The following is a 5,871-nucleotide window of genomic DNA, read 5'->3' as shown; positions in this document are numbered from 1 at the left end:
ACGAAGTAAGCCCCGCCTTGGCGCTTGATTACGAGATCGGCGCGGGATTTGGAGCGTTTGCGAGCTATGCGCGAGTATTTAGAGGACCTGACGTAATGGAGAGCATGATGGCTACGGGTACTAGCCGCGGCAGACCACTAAGCTGGATGGCCAATGAAAATTTAAAGGCCACTACGGGTAACGCCTACGAAATAGGCAGTCGCTACAAAAGCGAGCTAGGAGAGAATTCCTCAGTAAGCCTAACTGCGAAGTATTTCAGAACGGAGTATAAAAATCTCATCGTAGATAACAACGCGGCGGGCGGAATCGTCGGCTGCCCGGGAGGCGCGCAGGGCACCTTATGCAGGGCTAACGCAGGCGGTGCGGATATTGACGGCGTCGAGCTTTACGCAAGATTAATATTAGATGATTTGAGCCTTGCTGCGGGTTACACCCACCAGCACGTAGAATATAAAGATCGCGTGCGCAGCGGCTCGGGCTATCTAAGCTCAAACATCATCGGCTACCGCGACTATGGCGATAAATACACCTTCAATGCCGAGTACGCAATCTCTGCGGCGGATCTACTGCTGGGTTATAACTTGCTCTTTTTCGACTCCAAAAACGTAGCCTCCGCAGCTAGCGACGAAAAAACAAAAGTGCCTAGCTACGCGGTTCACGATCTATATGTGACCTACGCTCCGGATAGCGGGCGATTTAAAGGGCTTGAGATCAACGCTGGCGTTTACAATCTCTTTGATAAAGCCTACGCATCGCACTCGCAGCGCAGCGCCGATTTCACCGGTGATTCAAACGCTATCGACTGGGAGCCGGGACGAAATTTCAAGCTAAGCGTGGCGTATAAATTTTAAAGCTTACGCGAGATGACGGTACGAAATTTTGCACGCTAAAGCGGCGAAATTTTAAAAATTCAAAGCCCTTGGAATTTCAAAATTCCAAGGGCTTTGGAAATTTGAAATTCTTAGACTTAGAATTTCAAGCTTTTAAATTTTTAAATTCTACTAACAGAAATTTTCTCATAAAATTTTTGCAAATAGCAAAATTCTCATTCGCAATGAAATTCTAGCTTACGGCAAAATCCTCAAAATTCAAAGCGATATCCGCAGCGCTTCACATCCGAAGTTCGTTTAGAATTTATAAAATTCCTCCCGCTTCAAGCGCCGTCCATTTACTCTTCGTAGTTAAAATTCTGTTTTAAATTCTACTTAAAAGGAGAGCCTTTGTTAAATTATACTAAAAACGCCATTCGCGGCGCGTTTTGGACGAAACCGTTCATAGTTTTAGTGCTGCTTTTGCTGCTGCTAATCCCGCTAAGCTTTATCGATAATCTTACCTACTCGCGCTCCGAAACCAAGCAGCTCGCGCAGGATTCGATCCTCACGCCGGTGGGTGGTGAGCTGCAAATCCAGGGCCTTGCGATCGTAGTGCCCTACGCAGAGATAATCGAAGCGATAGATAAAAGCAACAACGAGCTCGTAAAAAGGCGCGTAGAGAAAAATTTCATCATCGTGCCTAAAAACTACTTCTTATCAGCGCAGATCGACCCCACCTATCTAAAGCGCGGAATTTTTCGCGTTCCGATATATAACGGCGACTTCGCGCTTAAGGCGGACTTTGAGGCGATAAACTATACCGAACTCGGCGTTGATCCTGCGCGGCTAAATTTCGACGAAGCCGTGCTAGTGCTCGGCGTAGGCAATCAAAAATCCTTCACCGCCTCCCCCGCTTTAAGCTTAAACGGCAAGGAGCTTAAGCAATATCACGGCAACACCGAAGCTAAAATTTTCGATCGAAGCCTAATCTACAAGCTCCCCGCTTCAGCGCTGTCGTCTGATTTTAGCATCAGCGGCACGCTTAAAATCCAAGGCGGCGAGGCACTTCATCTAGCTCCGATCGCGCAAAATAGCCGTTTTGAAATTAGCTCTACTTGGGCATCGCCTAGCTTTGGCGGCGGCTTTATCGCCAAATCGCGCGAGGTAAGCGCTAGCGGTTTTAAAGCTTCGTGGGAAGTTACAGGCTTAGCAGCAGGCATTGCTCCTGCGTGGCTTGCAGATCAAGATGACCGCGTCGCTATGACGAACTGGCGCAGCAACGACGATAGAAATGATGCCGTAAGTATCGGCTTCATCGAGCCCGTAAATAACTACTCGCTGATTAAACGCTGCACGGATTACGCGTTGTTATTCTTAGCGGTGCCATTTTTAGCGATCTTTTTGTGCGAGGTTTATACTCACGAGCGCATCCACCCGATCCAGTATCTACTCATCGGCCTGGAAGACGTCGTTTTCTACCTGCTGGTGCTTTCGCTCTCCGAGCATATAGGCTTTGCGATCAGCTACGCCATCTCGGCGATCGCGGTCAGCGCGATAGTATTTTTCTACGCGAGCGCGATTTTTAAAGGCGCGCGCTGGGGCATTTTCATCACTTGCGTTCAGCTCGTTTCATATGCGATCCTCTATGTCATCTTAAATTCCGAAGACTACGCCCTATTAATGGGAAGTCTGATGATATTCGCGGTGATTTCGCTGGTGATGTATTTTACGCGCAAGCTCGACTGGTACGACACGGCGATCCCAAGCGGCGAGAAAAAGCAGGAGCAAGAGCCTGAAATTTAGCCTTTAAATTTGCCGCTAAATTTAATCGCAACGGCCTTTGGAGCTTTAAAATCCAAAGGCCATTTTAAATTTGCTCGCTAAATTTCAACTGCCAAAATTTCATCTATTTAAAATTTATCCGCCGCGGCAGATACGGAGCGCATCGTAGCGGCAAAAATAGTGCGATGGCGACGCGTTTTAAATTTAATTCCGCTAGCGTACCGCGACCGAGCCGAACGGCGAATTTTAAAATTTTGCCCCGCGAGCGCGAGTATGTCGCGACAAAGACAAAATTTAAAGCGCGCCGCTTTAAATTTTAAAATTTCATCTGCGCCGATTTTTGAGTATAATGAGCGAAAAATTTTAAGGATTTCGTGTGATACTTGCTATTGAGAGCAGCTGCGACGACAGCTCGGTCGCGGTGATGGATGAGCGCAGTTTCGAGCTGAAATTTTACGAAAAAATAAGCCAGGAGGCCGATCACGCCAAATACGGCGGTGTCGTGCCCGAGCTTGCCGCGAGGCTGCATACGGAGGCGCTGCCGCGGATTTTACAGCGTGCAAAGCCCTATTTTAGCGAGCTTAGCGCCGTCGCAGCGACCAATACCCCAGGGCTTAGCGTGAGCCTGATCGGCGGCGTAAATATGGCAAAAGCGCTCGCGCTCGCGCTAAATTTGCCGCTCATCGGCGTAAATCATCTCATAGGCCACGTTTACTCGCTGTTTTTGCACGGCGAGGCGCGATTCCCGATGGGCGTTTTGCTCGTTAGCGGCGGACACACGATGGTTTTGGATATCGACGCGGCGGGGGGGATCGAAATTTTAGCGACCACGGGCGACGACAGCTTCGGCGAGAGCTTCGATAAGATCGCCAAAATGCTGGGTCTCGGCTACCCGGGCGGCGCGCTCATCGAGGAGCTTGCAAAAGGCGGCGAGCCGAGGTTTGAACTGCCCGTACCGCTAAAGGGCGATAGGCGGCTAGAGTATAGCTTCTCTGGGCTTAAAAACGCCGTGCGCGTGCAGATCGAAAAGCTAAAAGAGGCGGGCGAGCTAGATGAGCGGGCGATGCGCGATCTGGCGCGCTGCTTTGAGGACGCGGCGTGCGCGCACATACTGGATAAATTGCAGCGAATCTTTGAGCTGCGCCGCTTTGCGCGCTTCGGCGTCGTGGGCGGAGCAAGCGCAAACCTGCATCTGCGCGGACTTTTGACTGATTTGTGCGAGCGGACGGGCTGTGAGATATTTTTTGCGCCGATGAAATTTTGCTCCGATAATGCCGCTATGATTGCGCGCGCGGCGATAGAAAAGCTGCGTAAAAAGGATTTCGTCGCGCCTACAGAGCTTGAGATCATCCCGCATCTAAATCTACGCTCGGCGTTTGAGTGAAATTTTCAATTAGTTCACTGCCGTCCCTTTTTGTGACGATTGTATTTTTAACGCCATTCTATTTTTCTTTGATTAAATTTTGTATTTCCATGGAGTAGCTATATGATGACTGCATAGTTTCAGTATAGCCATATTCTCCATATGTTTCCAGGCTTTCATTTAAAATTGAAATTACTTCATCAGTTGAAAGTGTTTTTGTATGCATTGGGCTTAAACCTAATAATTGCCAAATTCTATGAAGTCTCTTTGGCCCTACTGTTTTATCAATTTCATAATCAAGAACAACTTCTATAAAATCTCCATTAGAATATAAAATCCAAATAGCTTTTTCAAGAGTATTATGATCATATTCATAGTCTGGAAAATTATAAACTTTCCATAACCAACAGTTTCTTACTCTGTCAATAGTCCAATCCAGTCTACCGACAAAAATTTTATAATATGGATTATATTTGTAGTAAATTTCACTCAATCCATACTTCTCATCATCCTCTTTAGTGATGATTGCATTTTCAAACGCCATTTTATTTTTCTCTCCCATCAACTAAATCTTGTAATTCCATAGTGAAATTTTCAATCTGCCCCCAAGCGCCGTCATATCCATATACATTCAAAATTTTATTTAAAAGCATAAGTATTTGATTTTTTGAAAGGGATTTGGTTTCTTTTGGCTTTAATTCTAAAAGCTTCCAAATTCTATGAAATTTTTCTGTATCCGATATATTGTTTTCATAATCAAGCGTAATCTCTATTATCTCTCCTTTATAATATAAAGTCCAAACCGATTTCTTAAGATATGCATGATCGTATTCCGGATCTTGAAAAAATTTAGTTTCCATAAGCCAGCAATCTGCATTTCTATCGACGACCCACGATTTTCCATCGGGTAAAGTTTTATAAACGGGATTAAATTGATAAAACAATTTGCTTAACCCGTACTTCTCATCATCCTCTTTAGTGATGATCGCATTTTCAAACGCCATTCTCTCCTCCTTAAAATTTTAATTCTCGGATTATACCGCGATATGTTTATATCCGCCTATGCGCTAATAAATATGGCATAGGAATTAAATTTATAATTGATTTTCGCTTTGAACCGTGCGCAACGCTCGCATTAAAATTTTTCAAATTCCGAAGCGCAGTTTAAATTTACAGCCGCAGCTCGGCGCGCGCCAAAGTGTAAGCCGCAGCGTGTTTAAATCCTGCCGCAAACCATGCGGCATTTCAAATTTAAACGCTATGCGGATTACACGCTACGCGGGCTCGGTAAATTTCGTCGCAGCTCGCCTAAGCTTCTATCGCGTAGGGGATTTTATCTTTCGCGCCGGCGCCCGTAAAGCCTTTAAGCCGCAGCAAGCAGCTGTCGCAAAGCCCACATGCAGCGTCCTCGCGCTCGTAGCAGCTCCACGTAAGCTCTAACGGCACGCCGATTTCAAGCGCCAGCGAGACGATCTGCGCCTTGCTAAGGTGCACGAGCGGGGTTTTGATACGCGGATGGAAGTCGCGGCTCGTGCCCAGATCGAGCGCTCGCTCAAACGCGCCGATGAACTCCGCGCTGCAATCGGGATAGCCGCTGCTGTCCTCCTGCACCACGCCGATGAAGATCGCGTCGCAGCGCTCCTTCTCGGCAAGGGCGGCGGCGATGCTCAAAAACACGCCGTTACGAAACGGCACGTAGGTGCTCGGCAGATCTGAAAACGCGCTCTCGCCGCTTGGCGGTGGAATTTTATCGCTTCGGCTCTGAGGTAAAATTTCACCCTCTGCGCGCTTTGATGAAATTTTGTCGCCCTGCTGCGGCTCGGCTCCGCTTTGAGATAAAATTTCACCTTCTTGAACCAGAATTTTGCTGCCTTGCAGTGAAATTTTGTCGTCGCGAGCTAAAATTTTGCCGCC

6 protein-coding genes are annotated in these 5,871 nt (G+C 47.2%); 3 read left to right on the top strand and 3 right to left on the bottom strand.

Going from position 1 to position 5,871, the window contains the following annotated elements; genetic code table 11:
• The 3 genes from Q0614_RS05940 to tsaD all read left to right on the top strand — a co-directional run.
• Positions 1-851 (top strand): TonB-dependent receptor (locus tag Q0614_RS05940; protein WP_298787239.1); only part of this gene is annotated, 851 nt, incomplete at its 5' end.
• 369 nt (positions 852-1,220) lie between these two features.
• A complete protein-coding gene (gene creD / locus Q0614_RS05935) occupies positions 1,221-2,615 on the top strand; it encodes a cell envelope integrity protein CreD (protein WP_298787237.1) in 1,395 nt (464 codons plus the stop codon).
• Between the two features lie 355 nt (positions 2,616-2,970).
• Positions 2,971-3,978, top strand: coding sequence for a tRNA (adenosine(37)-N6)-threonylcarbamoyltransferase complex transferase subunit TsaD (gene tsaD / locus Q0614_RS05930; protein WP_298787235.1), 1,008 nt, complete (start codon positions 2,971-2,973; stop codon positions 3,976-3,978).
• Between the two features lie 58 nt (positions 3,979-4,036).
• On the opposite strand, the gene Q0614_RS05925 is transcribed toward tsaD, so the two are convergent.
• From Q0614_RS05925 to Q0614_RS05915, 3 genes are all read right to left on the bottom strand, one after another.
• Positions 4,037-4,519: a hypothetical protein gene (locus Q0614_RS05925; RefSeq protein WP_298787233.1), complete on the bottom strand. Its 483-nt coding sequence runs from the start codon at positions 4,517-4,519 to the stop codon at positions 4,037-4,039.
• On the bottom strand, positions 4,503-4,961 hold the full coding sequence (locus Q0614_RS05920) for a hypothetical protein (protein ID WP_298787231.1): 459 nt from the start codon (positions 4,959-4,961) through the stop codon (positions 4,503-4,505). Before Q0614_RS05920 ends, Q0614_RS05925 begins: the two co-directional genes overlap by 17 nt.
• 304 nt (positions 4,962-5,265) lie before the next feature.
• On the bottom strand, positions 5,266-5,871 hold a 606-nt coding region (locus Q0614_RS05915; RefSeq protein WP_298787229.1), incomplete at its 5' end, for a 7-cyano-7-deazaguanine synthase.

The organism is uncultured Campylobacter sp. (assembly GCF_937997595.1).
In the GTDB taxonomy this organism is placed as follows: Bacteria; Campylobacterota; Campylobacteria; order Campylobacterales; family Campylobacteraceae; genus Campylobacter_B.
Note: the sequence above shows the minus strand (reverse complement) of the source record. Positions and strands in the feature narration are given on the sequence as shown.

Excerpts from the sequence above, each read along its gene's own strand:
- Q0614_RS05920 (WP_298787231.1), bottom strand. The coding sequence starts at position 4,961 with ATGGCGTTTGAAAATGCGATCATCACTAAAGAGGATGATGAGAAGTAC.
- Q0614_RS05925 (WP_298787233.1), bottom strand. The coding sequence starts at position 4,519 with ATGGGAGAGAAAAATAAAATGGCGTTTGAAAATGCAATCATCACTAAA.